Below are 17868 nucleotides of genomic sequence, written 5' to 3' on the forward strand. Positions count from 1 at the left end.
GGAAAGCAATTTCCACTACTATTTTTGCCAATTCTGGTACTATATTGACCACAATTGAAGTCTATAAACGCATTTGGCCTGCAGTACAGCACTAGCATCTCGTAGCACTGAGCGCAACAAGCGCCCTGCTTTTATGTGAAATTATAGGGTAATGGCCTGTTGTAATGGGGGTTATATTTTGAAAAAGTAAGGCTAAGAAAGCCTGATGTGCTAAAGCAGCACCGGATAGCTTGTGGAGTAGACTTTGCACGCGTAGCAGAGTAGCACAAGACTCTGTGCCGCTGCGTAATCAACCCTAATCAGCAGTCGGGGGAGCAGGGAGCGGCATCCAGTGCGTGACGCCTTTCACGTAGCGGTCAACACCGTTGCGGTCGGGCATAACGAACATGTGGGCCGATTTGGAAGCATTGGACGGCTTATAGGTAGCCACCGTTATTTCCAGCCAGGAGGAGGGGACGTACACCAGCACCTGCTGATTGGGTTGGGGCAGCTGCTGGGCGCGCGCAATCCAGGAGGGGGGAACAACCGACGACATAGGCTGGCGAAAGTGTGAGCCGCAAAATAAGGACTATTTGCCCCAGGGTCTGCACCGGGGCGGCAGCGAGCCGGGTTTCCACGGGTCCGGCAGCCACCGTTGCCACGGCTTATTCCCGCTGGCCCGGGTCATTTGTGGCTTCCCTGCAACCTCAACAATGCCCTGTCGTAAGCAATAGGCTGCTGGATTCGGGCTCATAGCTTGAAAAAGAATTTTTTGCTGCCCCGCATAACCTGCGGCCCTATTGGTAGTTAGCTACCTGTGCTGTTGGGCCGGGGCCTGCCAGTCAGGCGCCTTGTGCTGGCCCTGGCTACTGTTGAAGTGGGCTGTTGTCATATCTGTTAGTCATTTGAATCTGCTACTGCCATGAGTCAAGATCTATTCCCTGCTGATTCAGCAGCAACCCCACCCGAGGACGGCTCCCGCCGCTCCTTTATCAAGCAGGCCGGCGGCATTCTGGGCCTGGCGCTGGCGCCCCCGCTGCTCAGCCAGGCCGAGCGGCTGACGGCCTTCTCCAAAACGGTGGAAGGCGTGACGAGCATGACCCTGAAGGTGAACGGCACAGCCCGTACCCTGCAGGCCGAGCCCCGGGTGAGTCTGCTCGACGCCCTGCGCGAAAACCTCGACCTGACCGGTACCAAGAAAGGCTGCGACCATGGGCAGTGTGGCGCCTGCACCGTGCTCGTTGATGGCAAGCGCATCAATTCCTGCCTCACATTGGCCGTAATGAACCAGGGCAAGGAAATCACCACGATTGAGGGCTTGGCGAAAGGCGAGGAGCTGCACCCCATGCAGGCCGCTTTCCTCAAACACGACGGATTTCAGTGCGGCTATTGCACACCCGGCCAGATTATGTCGGGGGTGGCCTGCGTGCAGGAAGGTCACGCCAAAACCGACGACCAGACCCGCGAATGGATGAGCGGCAACCTGTGCCGCTGTGGCGCCTACCCCAACATCGTGGCTGCCGTGCGCGAAGTGGCCGGCAAAGCCTAGTGGTGCATTGGTGAGGTGGTAAACTGGTGCGTTGCTGTTCAGGCGGCGCCCTTGGCGCCAGGCACGCCACCAGAATATCAGACTCGCCAGCTCACTACTTCACCATCTCACTACTGCTCAGATGAACAATTTCAGCTACACCCCGGCCGCTACGGCCAAGGAGGCCATCGGCATCCGGAAAGATAAAAAGGATGCGGCCTACATTGCCGGCGGCACCACGCTGCTGGATTTGATGAAGGCCAACGTGGAGCAGCACCCGCAGCTGGTCGATATCAATATGCTGCCTTTCAAAGGCATTCAGGAAACCACCGACGGGCTGCGCATCGGCTCGATGGAGCGCATGAGCGACGTGGGCGAAAACGCCCTGGTCGTGCAGCAGTATCCGGTTATTTCGGAGGCCCTGCTGCTGAGCGCCTCGCCCCAGCTGCGCAATATGGCCAGCATCGGCGGCAACCTGCTGCAGCGCACCCGCTGCGGCTACTTCCGCGACCCGGCCTTCCCCTGCAACAAGCGTAACCCCGGCTCGGGCTGCCCCGCCCAGCAGGGCGACAACCGCAACCTGGCCATTCTGGGTACCTCAGAGGCCTGCATTGCCACCAACCCCGGCGACCTGGCCGTGGCCCTGGTAGCCCTGGATGCGGTAGTGACGCTGGAAAACGCCAAGGGTAAGCAGCGCCGCGTACCCCTGCTCGACTTTCACCTGCTGCCCGGCACCACGCCCCAGCGTGAAACCGTCATTGAGCCCGACGAGCTGATTGTGGCCGTAACGGTGCCCGCCGCCGCCCACGCCCGCAAGTCGCACTACGTGAAGGTGCGCGACCGGGCCTCCTACGCCTTTGCGCTGGTGTCGGCGGCCGTGGGCCTCGATGTGCAGGGCGGGCAAATCCGCTCGGCGCGTATTGCTCTGGGCGGCGTGGGTACCAAGCCCTGGCGGGCCCAGGAAGCCGAAAAGCTGCTCATTGGCAAGCCGGCTACCGAGGAAAACTTCCGGGCCGCCGCCGCTGCCGCCGTACGCGGCGCCCAGCCCCGGGAGCACAACCGCTTCAAGGTCGAGATGGTCCAGAAAACGGTAGTGCAGGCCCTGCAGGAGCTGATGGCCTGAGCCGGTAATGACATTCTCCTCTCAGTATTCTTATCGTTAACGGAGCATCTGCTTGTAGTATGGATACCACCGAACCAGCATTCTTTGAAACCAATGGCCCCGGTACCGGCGGCGTAGTCGGCCTGCCCCTCGACCGGGTCGACGGCTTTGCCAAAGTAACGGGCCAGGCCAAATATTCGGCCGAGTACAAGCTGCCCGGCCTGACTTACGGCGTGTTGCGCACCAGTGAAATTGCCCGGGGCAAGATTCAAAGCATCGATACGACAGCCGCCGCCAAGGAGCCGGGCGTCATTGCCATCCTGACGCACCTGAACCTGCCCAAGCTGGCCAAAACGCCCAACGACGCGGAAGGCAAAAAGGCCATCGGCGCGCCTATGGGCTTCCTGCCCCTGACTTCGGACCAGATTCACTACGCCGGCCAGCCGGTAGCCCTGGTGGTGGCCGATACCTACGACCGGGCCGTGCACGCGGCTACGCTGGTACGGGTGCAGTATGCCACGGAGAAGCCCATTGTCTCGTTTCTAGACCCCAAGGCCCAGCTGTTTGACCCGCTGAAAGTGCAGGATGGCAAAACGCCCGGCCACACCAAGCGCGGCAACGCCCAGGAGGCTTTTGCCGCTGCCCCGGTGCAGCTCACGGCCACCTACGAGCACGCCATCAACCACCACAACCCCATGGAGCCCGGCGCTACCACCGCCGTGTGGGAAGCAGCCGACCGGCTGACGGTGTACGAGTCGACGCAGGGCGTGACGCGTACCCAGAAAGCTCTTTCTACGATGCTGGGGCTGCCCACCGAGCAGGTGCGCGTGATTACCAAGTACCTCGGCGGCGGCTTTGGCTGCAAAGGCTCCAGCTGGCCCCACACCATTCTGACGGTACAGGCCGCCAAGGCCGTGGGGCGGCCCGTGCGCCTCTCGCTCACCCGTCCGCAGATGTTTACCGGCATGGGCCACCGCGAAGACCAGCACCAGACGCTCAAGCTGGGGGCAACGAAGGACGGCAAGCTCACGGCCCTGATTCACGAGAAAACGTCGACTACTTCGCCCTGGGACAACTACGCCGAGCCCAACAGCCGCATCATCAACCTGCTCTACGCGTGCCCTACTTTCGAGTCGACTTACCAGCTGGCCCGGGCCAATGTGATGACCTCGACCTTTACCCGGGCCCCCGGCGAGGCACCCGGCTCGTTTGCCATCGAGTGCTCGATGGACGATCTGGCCTATCAGCTGGGCATCGACCCGCTGCAGATCCGGTTGCTGAATTACGCCGACAAGGACCCCACCAACGGCAAGCCCTGGAGCAGCAAAAGCCTGAAGCAGTGCTACGCCCGCGGGGCTGAGCTCTTTGGTTGGAGCAAGCGCAACCCTAAAGCCGGTATGACGCGCCAGGGCCGCTACCTCATCGGTTGGGGTATGGCCACCGCTTCCTATCCGGTGCACAACAACCAGGGTACGGCCCGGGTACGCCTCTACGCCGATGGCCACGCCGTGGTGCAGACCGGCGCCACTGACCTGGGTACCGGCACTTACACCGTTATGACGCAGGTAGCTGCCGATTCGCTGGGTATTGCCCCCGATAAAGTACGCTTCGAGCTGGGGGATACCCAGTTGCCCACGGCCCCCAACTCGGGCGGCTCGGTGGCGGCCGGTACGGTGTCGTCGTCCATTTACATGGCGGCCCAGGATGTGTGGCAGAAGCTGACCAAGCTGGCCGTGCAGGACAGCAAGTCGCCGCTGTACCGGGCCAAGGCTGCTGATGTGGTAGTGGAGAAAGGCCGGCTGATGCTCAAGACCGACAAGACGAAAGGCGAAGACTTCATGGCCCTGATGAAGCGCGCCGAAATGGCCGACATCGAAGGTATGGGCAACGGCAAGTACGGCGCGGGCTACGAAACCGGCCGCGCCGCCGGCCCCGCCGACTCGGGCCACCAGGACGACAAGGGCGGCCACTCCATGCACTCCTTCGGCGCCCACTTCTGCGAGGTACGCGTCGACCCTGAGGTGGGCACCGTGCGCGTCACGCGCTGGGTGAGCGTGCACGCGGCCGGCCGCATTCTAAACGCCAAGACAGCTCGCTCCCAGATTATCGGCGGCAGCATCTTTGGTATCGGGGCGGCCCTGATGGAGGAAACCTTCCGGGACCCCAACCTGGCCCGCTACACCAATGCCAGCCTGGGCGAATACCACATTCCCGTCAACGCCGACATTCCGGATATGACCGTGGAGTTTATCGAAGAACACGACCCGTATATCAACGCCATGGGTGTAAAGGGCATCGGCGAAATATCAATGGTGGGCGTGTCGGCTGCCGTGGCTAACGCCATTTTCCACGCCACGGGCAAGCGGATTCGCAGCCTGCCCATCACCCCGGACAAGGTGATGAACAGCCTGGCCGTGTAGGTATGGTATAGAGCTAAGGACAAGAACGAATTCCCCTCCTTCCTTTAAGGAGGGGTGCCCGCAGGGCGGGGTGGTTCAATCGTAAGAACGACGCCAGAGTGTTAGTCCTAGTCCTAGAATTCATTCAATGCTGCTCAACCACCCCTAACCCCGGTCCGCTTGATGCGCGGAGTTATCTGAGGAGGGGAACTAGCCCTTAGCCTTAAATAGCTTCTTCGTAGCCTTAGCCGCCTTCTTTGCGTAGTATCTACCCGCTACGCCTTTAGTATATGACCGAATTACAGCGCCTACTTATTGCCTACGACGAGCACCGCACGGCGGGCCGCGCCTGCGCCCTGGCCTCGGTAGTCGATGTGGCGGGCTCAGCCTACCGCCGGCCCGGAGCCCGCATGCTCGTGACGGAGGAAGGCCAGCTCACCGGGGCCATTAGCGGGGGCTGCCTGGAAGGCGACGCCCGTCGCCGCGCCCGCCAAACGATTCTGCAGGGCCGACCCACCGTGGTTACCTACGACTCCACCGACCCCGACGATGACCTGCAGTTCGGGGCGGCGCTGGGCTGCCAGGGCGTAGTCCAGATCCTGCTCGAGCCGCTCGACTTCCAGAACCCCGACAACCCGCTGGAGCTGTTGCGGCGCTGGGCCGCGGGGGTGGAAGCGCCGGCCGTGGTAGCCACCGTGTTCGGTATGGGCGGTACCGGCGCGGCTGCCCAGATGGGTGAGCGGCTCCTGCTGCTGGCCGACGGTGGGGTGGAGGGCAACCTGACGGCCGGTTCGGAGCTGTACGAGGCAATTCTGAGCGACGCCCGCGCCGCTCTGACCGCCGGGCAGCCCGCCACGCGCCACTACGCCGCCGGGGCGGGCACCGTGCGCGTGTGCCTGGAGATAGTGCGGCCCCCGGTGCGCCTTACCGTGTATGGGGCCGGCAACGACGTGCAGCCCGTAGTGCGCCTGGCGGCCGGCCTGGGCTGGCGGGTGCAGGTCGTGGATGGGCGCCCCAACCAGGCCCAGGCCCTGCGGTTTCCGGAGGCCGAGGACGTACGGGTGCTGCCCCTGGCCCAGATTGAGGCCGAGCCGCACGATACCAGCTTTGCCCTGCTGATGACCCACAACTACTACTACGACCTGGCCGTGCTGCGCCATCTGCTGGCCGCACCCACCCGCTACATCGGGCTGCTGGGGCCGCGCAAGAAGTACGAGCGGCTGCTGGATGAGCTGCAGCAGGACGTGCCCGACGCCGCCCGCCAGCTCGCCGGCCGCCTGTACAGCCCCATCGGGCTGAACCTGGGCGGCGAAACACCGGAGGAAATTGCCCTGTCCATTGTGGCCGAAATTCAGGCGGTGCTGGCCGGGCGTCCCGCCGGTTTCCTGCGCGACTCCCCCGACCCGATTCACCCGCCGCTGCACGCCACCGCGCCGCTGGTAGTGGAAGGCCGGGCCGACGCGGCCTGTAGCCTCTAACGCTCGCCCGCAGTGCCCATGCCCGCCATCCTGTTGTTAGCCGCCGGCGCTTCGTCGCGCCTGGGGCAGCCCAAGCAGCTGCTGGCCTATGAGGGCCGGAGCCTGCTGCGCCGCGCCGCCGAAACGGCCGTAGCTGCCGCGGCCGGCGGGCCGGTCGTCGTCGTCACCGGGGCGCTGCACGAGGAGTTATTGCCGGAGCTTTCGGGCCTGCCGGTGCGGGTGGTGCGCTGCCCGGAGTGGGAGCGGGGCATGGGCGCGTCCCTCAAATGTGGCCTTGCGGCGCTGGAAACGGCCGGGGCGGTGCCAACGCTTACTATCCTGCTCTGCGACCAGCCCCACGTGACGCCCACGCTGCTGCGGCAGCTGCACGAAACCCACACCGCCACCGGCCAGCCCATCGTGGCTGCCGAGTACGAGGGCGTGCGGGGCGTGCCGGTGCTGTTTGCCGGCGCCGCGCTGCCCTTGCTACGCGCCCTGCCCGATGCGGCCGGGGCCGCCCAGCTTTTGCGTCGCCACCCCGAGCTGGTGGCCGCCGTGCCCTTCCCGGCCGCCGCCGTGGACGTGGATACCCCCGCGCAGTACGCGGCCCTGCTGGCTGCCAATTCGGACCAACGGTAAAGCCCTCAGCACACTGTAGAGACGCATATTTGCGTCTCGGCGTCTGTGCCACGTGTGTTTGCTACATCGGCTTGTTTCCGGGAAATCGTTCGACGGGGAGACGCAAGTATGCGTCTCTACAGCAGGCAGCTTGGAACATGTAAACATTGCAAATATTTCAAAATATAGGCTTGAATACGATGTTATTGCTAAATACCTCGGCTATATTACTGCCTCATTCTTAACTCTTTTCAATATGCCTATCGAATATACATTGGTGGAGCGCGGCAAGCCTGGAGCTGTTGCCTCAGCTCCCAAAAAGATTTATGCCAATGCCAAAAGCAGCGGCGAAACTACTGTGCGTGATCTGGCCGAGCGCATCAGCGAGATTTCCACGGTGAGTACCGTCGACGTAATGGCCGTGCTGGAAGCCTTATTTCAGACCGTGCCCCGTGAGCTAACCAGTGGCCGCATCGTGCGCATGGGTGAGTTTGGCTCTTTCCGCGTGACGCTACGCGGCGAAGGAGCCGAATCGGTAAAAGCCTTTGATGCTAGCTTGATTACGGATGTAAATGTGAGCTTCAGCCCAGGCCGCCTCTTCGACCAGGCCATGCAGGGAGCCCAGTTGCGCCGGGCTGAAGCGGATAAAATCAGCGGCGCTAAGTAGCCGGAAAACGGACGGCACCATTTCAAAAACGGACCCGTCTATTTTTAAAATCGTCCCGTCCGTTTCTAAAATGGACGGGACGATTTTGTTAAACGGACGGCTCCTTTATAATACCCGGTTTCTGAATGTCGGCTACTGCCGGCAGCATTATTTTTTAGCGGCCCGCCATGACTTGCCGTGGCGGCTCCAGGGGCGTAGCTTTACCCGGTTTTTATCCTTGTGTATAGCATTCCGGCCGGTGGTTACGTCTCAGAAGTTTGCCCGTTTTATTCTCGTTATACTCAGCAGCCTGGCTTTGGGCAGCTGCGAAAAGAAGGAAGAAGAAGCCCCGGCCCCGCCGCCCGCCAAGAAATACGCGCTGGACGTGCTCAAAGGCACCCGGCAGGTCGACACCATCGGGCATTACACGCACGACAGCGTGGTGGTGCGCTTCCGGTACGGCACCCGGCCGCTGCCCTATCATCAGCTACTCTTTGATTTCGAGACCTGCAAGGGGGCGACTGTCCCGCTCATAAGCTCCGGAACCAACACCAACCGCGCCGGGCGCGGCGGCACGCCGTGGCGCCTCACCAGCCAGGAAGGCCAGCAGCAAATCCGCGTCCGAGCCTACGACTCGCTGGGTGTGGTACGTATCGATACCCTGCTCGCCATCCAGGTGGTGCGGCCCACCGGCCGGGGCTGGCACCCGGCTGCCTGCCTGCCCAGCCCGGCCAAGGCTTTTTACCAGTACCCCAATGGCCGCCTGCTGGCCGGGCTGGCCAATGACTTTCCGCTGTATTCCGACGACAACGGGCAGACCTGGCAGCCGCATCCGTTTGTGTCGCCGGCCTCGACCATCTATAAGTTCATGGCGGCCGGGCCGAGTGAGCTACTGGTGTGGGCCGATACGCCGCTGAGCTTCGACACGGAAATCTATTATTCGGCCGATAACGGGCAAACCTGGCAGATGCGCCCCAACGCCGCCGACGCGCCCAACCAGGAACACGGGGCCGTGCTCTACACCAAGGCCGGGCGGCTGCTGGTGGGGGCTTCCTACAACGGCCTGTTCTACTCCGACGACAAGGGACTGAGCTGGACGAAAGCCCCGATGCCGGTGGGCGCCTTTAACGTGGCTCCCTTCCATCACCTGACCGAGGACGCGGCCGGGCGGCTCTACGTGTTCGACTTCAACTCCCGCCTCTACCGCTCCACCACCGGGGGCACGAGCTGGGAGCTGCTCGGCGCGCCCTCCGACAAGGGCAGCGACCTGCTGGCCGACCCCGCCAGTGGGGCCCTGTACCTGACTACCAATTACGGCGGGATATTCCGCTCGATGAACCAGGGCACTACCTGGCAGCAGGTGTACCAGATAGCGGAAACCAGAGGCGACGCCCGTCTTATCTCGTCCATCTTCAAAGCCAATGGGGCTTTTTATTTCACCACCGGCGGGCAGGGCCTGGTACGCACCCTTGATTTTACCACCTTTACCTACCCCACGCGCTTTGCCGATGGCACCGTCTGGGGCGGCAAGAGCGAGTACGCGTCCTTCGTGACCAGCAGCGGGGCCCTGCTCACCGGCGGCCGGCGGGGCTACCTCTACAGCCCGGATGCTACCTACTATAACCTGCGCCCCTGAGTCCGGGCCGGGCAAGCTCGGCAACGGCAGCGCGGAATTCCCGTTATCTTGCCCAGCACCACACTGCCAACCTCTGCCCGCATGACCACAGCCTCTACTACGCCGGCCGCCGCGCCGGATGCTTCCTTCAGTGACATTCCCAAGGACGACAAGCGCATCACCCGCGGCTGGACCTTCTACGACTGGGCCAACTCGGTCTACCCGCTGGTGATTACCAGCTCCATCTTCCCCATCTACTGGGGCGCGATGGTGAAGCAGGTCACGGGCACCGACAGCGGCAAGAGCCCCGTCGACTTCCTGGGTTTCCAGGTGCCGGGCTCGTCGTTGCTGACCTACGCCATATCGGCCGCCTTCCTGCTTATTGCCCTGATTAGCCCCTTCCTCACGTCGCTGGCCGACTTCTCGGGCCGCAAGAAGCTGTTCATGCAGATCTTCTGCTACCTGGGCGCGGCCTCCTGCACGGCCCTGTTCTTCTTCACCCCGGATACCTTCACGGCCAGCACCTTCGTCTTCATCTCGGCCACGATTGGCTTCTCGGGCTCCATCGTGTTCTACAACTCCTACCTGCCGCTTATTGCTTCGGAGGAGAAGTACGACTCGCTCTCGGCCCGGGGCTTTTCGATGGGTTACATCGGCTCGGTACTGCTGCTCGTTATCTGCCTGGGTTTGATTATGGGCCACGAGACGCTGGGCCTCGAAGAAGGCTTTGCCACCCGCCTGGCCTTTTTGCTGACCGGTATCTGGTGGGCCGGCTTCGCCCAGATTCCCTTCTTCACCCTGCCCGCCGACCCGGGCCGCCCCGCCGGGGCCAACGACGAAGCCGGCTGGCTGCTCAACGGCTTCCGGGAGCTGGGCAAGGTCTGGGACCAGCTTAAGCACCTGCCCAACCTGAAACGGTTTCTGCTGGCCTACTTCACCTACAACATGGGCGTGCAGACGGTGATGTACGTGGCCACCATCTTCGGCGACGAGGAGCTGAAGCTCGAAAGCTCGGCCCTGATTCTGACCATCCTGCTGCTGCAGCTGGTGGGTATTCTGGGCGCCTGGCTGTTCTCCAAGCTCTCGGAGCGCATCGGCAACACCCGGGCCTTGAGCTGGTCGGTGTTCATCTGGATGCTGATCTGCGTGGCGGGCTACTACGTGCAGGCCGGCTGGAGCTTCTACGCCCTGGCCTCGGTTATCGGCCTCACGATGGGCGCCATCCAGAGTTTGTCGCGCAGCACCTACTCCAAGATTATGCCCGAGAATACGCCCAATACTGCCGCCTTCTTCAGCTTCTTCGACGTCACCGAGAAGCTCAGCATCGTCATTGGCACGGCCGTGTTCGGGGTCATTGCCCAGATTACGGGCTCCATGCGCAACAGCATTCTGTCGCTCATCGTGTTCTTCGTGCTGGGCCTGATCTTCCTGCTCACCCTGCGGGGCCGCAAGCTGCGCGACGAGCCGCCACTTGCCGTCAACGCCGTGGGCCCACCGCCGGCCACGCCCAACGTGGGCATGCCGGCCTCGGTAAAGTAGCCGGCCCGCCGTTGCCTGAAAAAGCCCTGCCCCCAGGCGGGGCTTTTTTAGTGGGGTTTCCGGCCGGCGCTTAACTTTTCGGCCGGATTCCGCTTGTAACGTCGTTTCCACCACTCTCAATCCTGCCCGTTATGTCGACACCCGCCACTCAGCCTTCCCTGCAAACTGCCCTTAGCCAGGAGCTCAAGCGCGAACTGCTGCTCACCCGCCGCCTGCTGGAACGGGTGCCCACCGAGCAGTTCGGCTGGCAGCCCCACCCCAAATCCATGAAGCTGGGTACGCTGGCTTCGCACATGGCCAACCTGGTGGGCTTCCTGGAAATGTCGTTGCAGGGTCCCGAAACCGACCTGGCCACCGTCACGCCGCTACCGTCGCCCACCACCACCGACGAAGTACTGGGCCGCTTCGACCTCAACGCCGAGAACATTCACAAAGCCCTGGCCGACGTGGACGATGCCACCTTCCACGACCTGTGGACCATGCGCCGCGGCGAGCAGGTCTTTATGCAGCTGCCCCGCGCCGCCGTGGCCCGCACCCTGGTTTTGAACCACCTGATTCACCACCGCGGCCAGATGAGCGTGTATCTGCGCCTGCTCGATATTCCCGTGCCCGCCATCTACGGCGGCTCCGCCGACGAAGCCCCCGTGCGGTAATGTGCTAATAATCAGCGTGTCCTTGCGAGTATTCTGCGCATGAAGCAGACACGCGGCCATCCGTCCTCTGCGCAGCACGACACGCTCTTTTACCAGAAAGCCCTTTCCTACTCGCGTGGGAAAGGGCTTTTCACTTCAGGGCACTCAGCACGTTTCAGCGGACGAATTGCTTCGTGCTTCGTCCTCGCAAGGACAGAGAATTAGCACATCAGCACATTCTCCACATTATCTCTTATACACTTGCTCGCCGGCAATCCAGGTTTGCTGTACCTGGGCCCCGCGCAGCTCGGCCGCGGGGGCTTTGAGCAGGTCTTTGTTCAGCACCACGAAGTCGGCGGCCATGCCGGGCTTGATGCTGCCTTTCTGTTTATCCTCGAAGCCGGCGTGGGCGGCCCAGGTGGTCATGCCGCGCAGGGCGTCGGGGCGGCTCAGGGCGTTTTCCATCTGGAAGCCGCCGTTGGGGTAGTTCTTGGCATCCTGCCGGGCCACGGCCGAGTGGAAGCCAAACAGCGGGTTGATGTCCTCCACCGGGAAGTCGGAGCCGATGGCCACCTGCCCGTACTGCTTGCGCAGCTCCTCGTAGGCGTAGGCCGTTTTCAGGCGCTGCTGGCCTAGTCGCTCGCCGGCCCAGTACATATCGGAGGTGGCGTGAGTGGGCTGCACCGAGGGCACGATGCCAAACTGCCCGAACTTGGGCATGTCGGCGGGCGTGATGACCTGGGCGTGCTCGATGCGCCAGCGCCGGTCTGTGCGGCCCTTCAGCGCCTCGCCATAAATGCTGAGGATGATGCGGTTGGCCGAGTCGCCGATGGCGTGGGTGTTCATCTGGAACTTGCTGGCCGCAATTTCCCGGGCCAGGGTCCGGTATTCTTTCTCGGTAGACAGCAGGAAGCCCGTTTCCTTGGGCTTATCGTGGTAGGGCTCGACGAGGCAGGCGCCGCGGGAGCCCAGGGCCCCGTCGGCATACACCTTAAAGGAGTTCACCGTGAGCCGGTCCTGAAACACGGGCCCGTTCCTAAAGTAAAACTCCTTGTTGGCCGCCGTCGGGTTGAGCATGGCGTAGAGGCGCAGCTTGAGCTTGCCCTGTTGTTGCAAAGCCGCCATCTGGTCGATGTTGGGCTTGTCGAGGCCGGCATCGGCGAGGCTGGTCAGGCCTACAGCTAGGCACAGCTGCTGGGCCTGCAGAAGCAGGGTGTTGGCTTCGGCCGGGGTTGGCTCCGGAATCTTGACCGATACTAGGTCCACAGCGTTATCCACGAGCAAGCCGGTGAGCTTGCCGTCCGCGGCTTTGGTAATTGTGCCGCCGCTGATGGGCGTAGCGGCCGTGACGCCGGCCAGCTCCAGGGCCTTCTGGTTCACCAGCGCGGCGTGCCCATCGACGCGGATGATGAATACCGGCACGTCGGGAAACAGGCGGTCCAGCTCATCTTTGGTCGGAAACTGCTTGCTGCTCCAGTCGTTCTGGTCCCAGCCGCGGCCCGTGAGCCAGGCGGCCTGCGGGTACTGCTTGCGGTGCTGCTGCAGCTTCTCCAGCACCTGAGCCCAGGAAGTGGTACCCACCAGATCGGCGTCGCGCAGGCCCAGGGCGTAGCGGTAGAAGTGGCAGTGGGCGTCGTAAAAGCCTGGATACACAAACTGGCCCTGGGCATCGACTTCCCGCGCGGCCTGAAACTGCTGCCGTAGCGAATCGGCCGGGCCCACGGCTACAAACTTGCCCTCGCGCACGGCAAAGGCCTGGGCCTGCGAGAAGGTGGAGTCGACGGTGTAGACCGTGGCGTTGTAGACCAGCAGGTCGGCGGGCTGACGGGAGGGGGAGGAGGTGCAGGCCGCAAAGCCCAGCAGCGGCAGCAGTAGAAAGGAGCGCAGAGTTGGAGTCATGGGTGCGAAGGTACGCACCCGCGCCTTGCTGCGCGCAAGGCCTTAGCGGGCTACTTCTTCGAGCTGGTGGCAGTGCTGCAGCCACTCTAGTGCCGCCTCTTTGTCCGTGAACCGCTCGTTGCGGTAGGGCCGCTCGTTGTAGTACGCCGGGTCGGGCACGCGGCCGTCGGCCAGGTCGCCGGCCAGGTGGTGGGGCGCCATCAGGAAGGCCAGATACGCTGGGCGCTTCAGGCGGGGATACACCTGGGGCAAAAACTCGTTCAGCGTCCAGAGCACGTCGGAGGAGTCGATGCAGGCACGGCGCCGAATGTCCAGCAGCCAGAACCGGCAGTCGCGCTCCACGGCTTGGTCGAGCAGGGCATGGTAGCCCCGGTGCAGCTCGAAGGGCATCACGCCGCGCAGCCACTTGGCCGTCAGTATCTGCCGGGGCGCGTCGTGGTAAATTTCCAGATACGGGGTAGAAAACACGGGCATAAGCAGAACAATAATGTGCGGTTAAGAAAGGGCGGAATCCAGGTTTGAGGCCGCAGATTACGAAAAATCCCCGGCACCATTGGCGGTACCGGGGATTTGTTGCAGAGTTACTGCCACTTATAAAATCGTGTGTAGCAACATCTTTCGCTACTCGAAGCGCATGTGCTTCACCGATTCGCCCGAGTTTTGCAGCTCAATCAGCGAGTCAATACCGATTTGCAGGTGGGACGTCACGTAGTCAGACGTCACCTTTTTGTCGCTCTCCGAGGTCTTCACACCCTCGGGGGTCATCGGGTTGTCGCTCACCAGCAGCAGGGCGCCGTGGGGAATCTCATTGACGAAGCCGACGGTGAAAATGGTGGCCGTTTCCATGTCCACGGCCATGGCCCGGATCTGGCGCAGATAGTCCTTGAAGTTCTCGTCGTGCTCCCACACGCGGCGGTTGGTGGTATACACCGTGCCGGTCCAGTAGTCCTTCTCGTGCTTCTTGATCATCGACGACACGGCCCGCTGCAAACGGAACGAGGGCAGGGCCGGAATTTCGGCCGGCAGGTAGTCATCGGAAGTACCTTCGCCCCGGATAGCGGCGATGGGCAGGATGAGGTCACCGAGCTTGGTCTTGTTTTTCAGGCCGCCGCACTTGCCCAGAAACAGGGCCGCTTTGGGCTTGATGGCACCCAGCAAATCCATTACCGTGGCGGCCATAGGGGAGCCCATACCGAAGTTGATAATGGTGATGTTGTTGGCCGTAGCCGTCTGCATGGGCTTGTCGATGCCCCGGATTTCAACGCCGAACTGCTCAGCGAACATGGTTACGTAGTTGATAAAGTTGGTCAGCAGGATGTACTGGCCAAACTCGTTCAGGGGCACGCCGGTGTAGCGGGGCAGCCAGTTCTCGACAATGTCGGCTTTGGTTTTCATATGGTGAGTTAGTGAGTTAGTGATTTAGTGAGCATGTGGTTTGGCGGGTTGTGGAAATAATGGGCTTTCGAACGAAAAACTCGCTAAATCACCGACTCGCTAAATCACCGGGTTGGGTACAAAAAAACCGTCGAACGATTGTACGACGGTACCCGGATGAAAAGCTGGTGCAGAGGCTCCGGGCCGTACCTTTGTAGGTGATGCAAGAACTGAGTCTGCCGCCTTTCGCGTACAAAGTTACCCAATCCGGCGAAAATTTGCTAATCTGGGATATTCTGCGCCGCAAACAAGTGGTGCTGACGCCCGAAGAGTGGGTGCGCCAGCACGTGGTACACTACCTGATTGACCATCTGGGGTATCCGAAAAGCCTGCTGAGCCTGGAGCGGGGCCACGCCTACAACCAGCGCCAGAAGCGCACCGACCTCTGCGCCTTTGATGCTGCCGGCAAGCCCCTGCTGCTGGTGGAATGCAAACGGCCCTCGGTGCCCATTACGGCGGCCGTGGCCCACCAGGCAGCCACCTACAACCTAACCATCGGGGCCCCGCTGCTGCTGCTTACCAATGGCCTGGAGCACTACTGCTGGCGCGTCAACTTCGCCACGCGCACCAACGAGCGACTGGCCGCCATTCCGTCGTATGCCGACGCCGTGCGGGCCTGAGCCAGAGCAGATTTATGCGGCGTCATAGAGTGGCTATCCGCCAATTTTTGTTCTTTCGCCTATGGGCGAACTGCCCCGGCTGGCGGGGGCCAATCGGCTGCTCTGACACGTATTCTTCGGGCTTATGATGAATTCCGCCGCATCTGTGGGTAGCATGCCGTTTGAGCTGAGCCGGACTACGGCCGCCTTCGTGCTAAATGAGCGGGGGGAACTGCTGCACGCCACGGCCGGACTGGCCGAGTGGCTGGGCGAGCCGCCGGGGCAGTTCACGGAAGCTCGCCTGCTGGAGCTGCTGCGGCCCGCCGACCCCGCGCACACGCCGCCCCCGCTGGAGTACGCGGCATCTGGTGGCGTAGTGGGCTACAAGGTGCAGGTAGTGCTGCGGGGCGAAGTGCTGCTGCTCTGGGTGACGCTGCTGCCGCTGCCCGGGGTGGCGGGCCCCCGGGCAGGCGTGTACGGCCTGGTGAAGCCGGCCTCGTCCGATGCAGCGACCAACACGGCGCTGCTGGAACGGGAGCGGTACTTGTCCATCATCTTCAATAACATAGCCGACGTTACCTTCGTGCTGAACGTGGAGGCGGCCGGGCGCTACCGCTTCGGCTTCGTCAATCAGGCCTTCGAGAAAACCACCGGTCTGTCGGTCGAAAAAGTGGTGGGCAGCTACGTGCACGACATTATTCCGGAGCCCTCCCTATCGTTGGTGCTGGAAAAATACCACGAGGCCATTACCACTGGGCAGCGGGTCGTGTGGCTCGAAACTTCCCACTATCCCTCCGGCCGCGTCGTCGGCGAGGTCAGCGTGACGCCCGTGGTAGATGATACGGGTACCTGCCACCGGCTGGTGGGCATCGTGCACGACCAGACCCAGCAGAAGGAGGCGGAAGAAGAGCTGGTGGCCAGCAACGAGCGGTTTCATTTCGCGCTGAAGGCTACCACCGACGCCCTCTACGACTGGAGTGTAGTCGCCGACACGCTGCTCTGGGGGGAGGGCTTCGAGACGCTGTTTGGCTATCAGCTGCCCCATAATCCCACCCCGTTTGATTATTGGGGCGACAAAGTGCACCCCGAAGACTACCAGCGCGTGGTAGCCGGCCTGCGCAAAATAGCGCTGGCCACCGACACCTTTTTCTGGCAGAAAGAGTACCGCTTTGCCCGCGCCGATGGCTCCTGGGCCGTGGTATTCGACCGGGGCTACCTGCTGCGCGACGAGCAAGGCCAGCCCGTGCGCATGATTGGGGCCATGCAGGACATCACCGAGCGCCGGGAGGCTGAGGAATTGCAGCAGCAGATGGCGCGGAAGCTGCTAACCCAGTACACCGACCTGCAGCAGTTCACCTACATCGTGTCGCACAACCTGCGGGCCCCGCTGGCTAATGCCCTGGGCTTTGCCAACCTGCTCACCCGCGTTGATAAGCAGTCCACTGTCTTCGACGACTCGCTGAAAAACCTGCAAACCAGCCTGCAGAAGCTGGATGGCGTGCTCACCGACGTCAACGGTATTCTATCGGTGCGCGACCGTCAGCATGGCTACCGGCCCGAGCCCGTGGCCCTGGCTGCGGTATGCCGACAGGCGCTGCATGGCCTGGAGGAGCTACTGCGCGAGTGTGGCGGTCAGCTGCACATCGATATTCCGCCCGAACTGCGCATACTGGGCAGCCGGGCCTATTTCCACAGTATCTTCCACAACCTGATTTCCAACGCCATCAAATACCGGTCGGATGCGCGGCCCCTGCAGATTAACATTTCGGCCACCACCAGTCCGGCACAGGATACCACTATTGTGGTGGCCGATAATGGCCTGGGCTTCGACCAGGAGCAGGCCGGCGACAACCTGTTTCAGCTCTACCGGCGCTTCCACCCCGACAAACCCGGCCGTGGTATCGGCCTGTTTCTGGTGAAGGCCCACGTCGAATCGATGCACGGACAGGTTACCGTAGAAAGCCGAGTAAACGAGGGAACCCAATTTATTCTCTACTTTAGCCTATATGCCGCTGATGAAAACCTACCTGATTGACGACGACGACCTTGGTATCTACCTCACCGAGCAGTTGTTGCGCGCCGAAGGGTTTTCGAACACCATTTGCACGTTTCAGTCGGCCACCGAGGCGCTGGCGGTGCTGATGCGGGAAAAGGATGCGGCGGCGCCAACGGTGGTTTTTCTGGACCTGAACATGCCGCTGATGAACGGCTGGCAGTTTCTGGATGCGCTGGCGCCCTACCGGGAGGAGCTGCGCGGCCACTGCCACATCTACATTCTCACGTCTTCCCTGGCTCTGGCCGACCTGGAAAGATCCAGGGAATACGAGCTGGTGTCGGGCCTGATTCACAAGCCGATAGACAGGGGAGAAATCCGCGCTATTCAGTCGCAGCTAGTGAACGAGGCCGGCCAGGAGTAGGGCC

General features: G+C 62.3%; 16 protein-coding genes. 12 read left to right on the forward strand and 4 right to left on the reverse strand.

The annotated features are described in order from the left end of the window. Window positions 1–295: 295 nt before the first annotated feature. Window positions 296–535, reverse strand: coding sequence for a DUF551 domain-containing protein (locus LGH70_RS15840; RefSeq protein WP_226187502.1), 240 nt, complete (start codon window positions 533–535; stop codon window positions 296–298). 366 nt (window positions 536–901) lie between these two features. On the opposite strand from LGH70_RS15840, the gene LGH70_RS15845 reads away from it, so the two are divergent. The 9 genes from LGH70_RS15845 (at window position 902) to LGH70_RS15885 (ending at window position 11536) form a co-directional block, all read left to right on the forward strand. Next, window positions 902–1528, forward strand: a complete 627-nt coding sequence (locus LGH70_RS15845; protein ID WP_226187505.1) for a (2Fe-2S)-binding protein — start codon at window positions 902–904, stop codon at window positions 1526–1528. A gap of 121 nt (window positions 1529–1649) precedes the next feature. Beyond that, complete coding sequence (locus tag LGH70_RS15850; protein ID WP_226187508.1) at window positions 1650–2630, forward strand: FAD binding domain-containing protein; 981 nt, start codon at window positions 1650–1652, stop codon at window positions 2628–2630. A 59-nt stretch (window positions 2631–2689) separates the two neighbouring features. Beyond that, window positions 2690–5029, forward strand: a complete 2340-nt coding sequence (locus LGH70_RS15855; RefSeq protein ID WP_226187511.1) for a xanthine dehydrogenase family protein molybdopterin-binding subunit — start codon at window positions 2690–2692, stop codon at window positions 5027–5029. A 269-nt stretch (window positions 5030–5298) separates the two neighbouring features. Beyond that, entirely contained in the window at window positions 5299–6486 is a 1188-nt protein-coding gene (locus tag LGH70_RS15860; protein ID WP_226187514.1) for an XdhC family protein, read from the forward strand. Between the two features lie 18 nt (window positions 6487–6504). Continuing rightward, entirely contained in the window at window positions 6505–7104 is a 600-nt protein-coding gene (locus LGH70_RS15865; RefSeq protein ID WP_226187517.1) for a nucleotidyltransferase family protein, read from the forward strand. A gap of 235 nt (window positions 7105–7339) precedes the next feature. Continuing rightward, window positions 7340–7750 carry an HU family DNA-binding protein gene (locus LGH70_RS15870; protein ID WP_226187520.1) on the forward strand — a complete coding sequence of 137 codons (411 nt, stop codon included), beginning with the start codon at window positions 7340–7342 and terminating at the stop codon, window positions 7748–7750. A gap of 238 nt (window positions 7751–7988) precedes the next feature. Next, window positions 7989–9365, forward strand: a complete 1377-nt coding sequence (locus tag LGH70_RS15875) for a sialidase family protein (RefSeq protein ID WP_226187523.1) — start codon at window positions 7989–7991, stop codon at window positions 9363–9365. 81 nt (window positions 9366–9446) lie between these two features. Then, on the forward strand, window positions 9447–10883 hold the full coding sequence (locus tag LGH70_RS15880; protein ID WP_226187526.1) for an MFS transporter: 1437 nt from the start codon (window positions 9447–9449) through the stop codon (window positions 10881–10883). 131 nt (window positions 10884–11014) lie between these two features. Next, window positions 11015–11536, forward strand: a complete 522-nt coding sequence (locus tag LGH70_RS15885; RefSeq protein WP_226187528.1) for a DinB family protein — start codon at window positions 11015–11017, stop codon at window positions 11534–11536. Between the two features lie 225 nt (window positions 11537–11761). Here LGH70_RS15885 and LGH70_RS15890 read toward each other — a convergent pair whose 3' ends face one another. The 3 genes from LGH70_RS15890 to LGH70_RS15900 all read right to left on the reverse strand — a co-directional run bounded on the left by LGH70_RS15890 (window position 11762) and on the right by LGH70_RS15900 (window position 14809). Then, window positions 11762–13414 carry an amidohydrolase gene (locus tag LGH70_RS15890; RefSeq protein WP_226187530.1) on the reverse strand — a complete coding sequence of 551 codons (1653 nt, stop codon included), beginning with the start codon at window positions 13412–13414 and terminating at the stop codon, window positions 11762–11764. Between the two features lie 42 nt (window positions 13415–13456). Further along, window positions 13457–13888 carry a hypothetical protein gene (locus LGH70_RS15895; RefSeq protein WP_226187532.1) on the reverse strand — a complete coding sequence of 144 codons (432 nt, stop codon included), beginning with the start codon at window positions 13886–13888 and terminating at the stop codon, window positions 13457–13459. A 147-nt stretch (window positions 13889–14035) separates the two neighbouring features. Next, complete coding sequence (locus LGH70_RS15900; protein ID WP_100335335.1) at window positions 14036–14809, reverse strand: AMP nucleosidase; 774 nt, start codon at window positions 14807–14809, stop codon at window positions 14036–14038. Window positions 14810–15066: 257 nt separating this feature from the next. Here LGH70_RS15900 and LGH70_RS15905 point away from each other — a divergent pair, with 257 nt between their 5' ends. From LGH70_RS15905 to LGH70_RS15915, 3 genes are all read left to right on the forward strand, one after another. Next, window positions 15067–15468 carry a type I restriction enzyme HsdR N-terminal domain-containing protein gene (locus tag LGH70_RS15905; protein WP_348533751.1) on the forward strand — a complete coding sequence of 134 codons (402 nt, stop codon included), beginning with the start codon at window positions 15067–15069 and terminating at the stop codon, window positions 15466–15468. Between the two features lie 124 nt (window positions 15469–15592). After that, window positions 15593–17482: a sensor histidine kinase gene (locus tag LGH70_RS15910; RefSeq protein ID WP_226187537.1), complete on the forward strand. Its 1890-nt coding sequence runs from the start codon at window positions 15593–15595 to the stop codon at window positions 17480–17482. After that, on the forward strand, window positions 17454–17864 hold the full coding sequence (locus LGH70_RS15915) for a response regulator (protein WP_226187539.1): 411 nt from the start codon (window positions 17454–17456) through the stop codon (window positions 17862–17864). Before LGH70_RS15910 ends, LGH70_RS15915 begins: the two co-directional genes overlap by 29 nt. Window positions 17865–17868: the final 4 nt, after the last annotated feature.

Source organism: Hymenobacter nitidus (assembly GCF_020447315.1).
GTDB lineage: Bacteria > Bacteroidota > Bacteroidia > Cytophagales > Hymenobacteraceae > Hymenobacter > Hymenobacter nitidus.